Source organism: Methylobacterium sp. B1 (assembly GCF_000333255.1).
Taxonomy (GTDB): domain Bacteria; phylum Pseudomonadota; class Alphaproteobacteria; order Rhizobiales; family Beijerinckiaceae; genus Methylobacterium; species Methylobacterium fujisawaense.
The window spans coordinates 1-2,251 of sequence record NZ_BACT01000895.1; the positions used below are offsets into that span (position 1 = coordinate 1).

At 72.0% G+C, this 2,251-nt stretch carries 2 pseudogenes; both read right to left on the bottom strand.

The features are described from left to right. Positions 1–1,223, bottom strand: a pseudogene (locus I53_RS25530) (alpha-amylase family glycosyl hydrolase); the annotation flags it as partial. Continuing rightward, a pseudogene (locus tag I53_RS25535) lies at positions 1,220–2,251 on the bottom strand (phosphotransferase); the annotation flags it as partial. The pseudogenes I53_RS25530 and I53_RS25535, both read right to left, overlap by 4 nt.

The window sequence follows — 2,251 nt, forward strand, 5'->3', positions numbered from 1 at the left end:
GATGTAGGTGCCCCAGTCCTGGTGGAAGCCCTGGCGGGGATCGGCGTGCTCGTAGAGGTGGGTGCCGTCGAACTGGCCGAGCCCGTGGGCGTCGAGGGGGAAGTGGCCCGGCACCCAGTCGAGCAGCACGCCGATCCCGGCCTCGTGGGCGGCGTCCACGAAGGCGGCGAAATCCTCCGGCGTGCCGAAGCGGCTCGTCGGGGCGAACAGCGAGACCGGCTGATAGCCCCAGGACCCGTCGAACGGGAACTCGGTGATCGGCAGCATCTCGATATGGGTGAAGCCCAGATCCTTGACGTAGGGGATCAGCCGTTCGGCGAGCTCCCGGTAGGTCAGGTAGCGGTTCCCCTCCTCGGGCACCCGCGCCCAGGAGCCGAGATGGACCTCGTAGACCGAGATCGCCGCGTGGCGCGGGTCCTTGGCGCCGCGGGTGCTCATCCAGCCCGAATCGCGCCAGTCGAACTCGCCCGACCCGTGGGTGACCGAGGCGGTCTCCGGCGGGTGCTGGGCCGCGAAGGCGACCGGGTCGGCCTTGAGCGGCACCAGGGCGCCGTCGGGGCCGCGGATCTCGAACTTGTAGCGCACGCCGGCCTTGAGGCCCGGCACGAACAGCTCCCAGATGCCGCCGTCCTGCCAGAGGCGCATCGGGTGGCGGCGCCCGTCCCAGTCATTGAAGTCGCCGACGACGCTGACCTTGCGGGCGTTCGGGCCCAGACGGCGAAGCGGAAGCCGTCGATGCCGTCGAGCTGGCCCGACTGGGCGCCGAGCATCCGGTACACGAGGTTGGTGCCGACCTCGCGCAGCGTCGCCACGTCGTACTGCTCGATCGAGGAGCCGAAACCGTAGGGGTCGTAGCGGCGGCGCTTCGTGCCGTCCCAGGATTCGACCTCGATCTCGTAGAGCGGCCGGTGCTCGCCCTCGACCCGCGCGACCCAGAATCCGTCCGGATGGCGCTTCTCGAACGGCACGGTGCGGCCGTCCATCACCAGGGTGGCGGCCCGCGCCTCGGGGAGCACGGCGCGCACCTCCCAGGCCTTGGGCCCGACCCGGTGGGGGCCCAGCACCGAGAACGGGTCGCCGTGGTTGGCCGCCATCAGGGCCGCGATCGCGTCCGGATGGACGCTCGGCGTCTGCGCGACGCCGGAGCCCGGGACATCCGCGTTCCGCGCCGTCCCCGCTTCCGGGGCGGCCCGTCGTGCGAAGGTCTCGTCGATCGCCGTCATTCCAATGCTCCGGGCTCGTGTCCGTCCGTGTCCAGAATGGTCAGAACCCCACGGGCGGGGATTTCGATCCAGTCCGGCCGGTTGTTGGCCTCGTAATCGACCTCGTACAGGGCCTTGGTCAGCAGGCAGAGGCGCAGCAGCCGCGCCCGGCTTCCCAGGTCGGTCACGGCGGCGCGCGAGCCCTCCACCGCGGACTCGTAGCCGGCGAGGAACGCCGCCTCGATCATGCCGCGCCACGCCGTGGCGGCGTCCCGCGCCCGCCCATCGGAATCGGCGAACCGGGCGGTGATCTCCCGGATCACCGTCTCGGCGCCGTACGCGAAGGAGCGCATCAGCCCGGCGACGTCCCGCAGGGGCATCGACTTGGCCCGGCGCTCGTCGGCCGGACGCGAGGGCTCGCCCTCGAAGTCGACGATGATCAGGTCGTTCTCGGCGACCAGCACCTGTCCCAGGTGGTAGTCACCGTGGATGCGGGTCTTGTGGGCGCCCCGGACCGGCTCGGCGGTGAGCGCGGCGATCAGGGCCTCGACCTCGCCCCGGCGCTGGCCGAGTTCCGCGCAGGCCGGCTTGCCGGCATCGAGCCCCCGGTCGGCCAGGCCCTTGAGCGCCCGGAAGGCACGCTCCGCCTGGTGGCGGGCGTCGCGCGCCAGCACCGCGAGATCGTCCCCGGTGAACGGCTCGGCCGCGAAGGCCGGATCGTCGGTCTCGATCGCCAGCGCCGCGTGCAGCTCGGCGGTGCGCCGCCCGAGCAGATCCGCCCAGGGCCGGTGGGCCTGGAACGCCTCCTCGGGGCTGGCGGCCTCGCTCTCGGGGGTGAGCACGACGGTCTCGAAGTCCCGGCGCAGGCCCTCCAGCATCAGGGTCCAGGCATCGCCCTGGTTCACGACGAATTTCTGAAGGATCGCGAGGGGCCGTCCGGGTCCCGTCCTCGGCGACGTGCTCCAGCGTGCCGAGCAGGGCGGGGGTATTGGAGAAACCCGCCTGCTTCGGGGAGGAAGCCCCCGACCTCGATCTCGGGATGCAGCCCC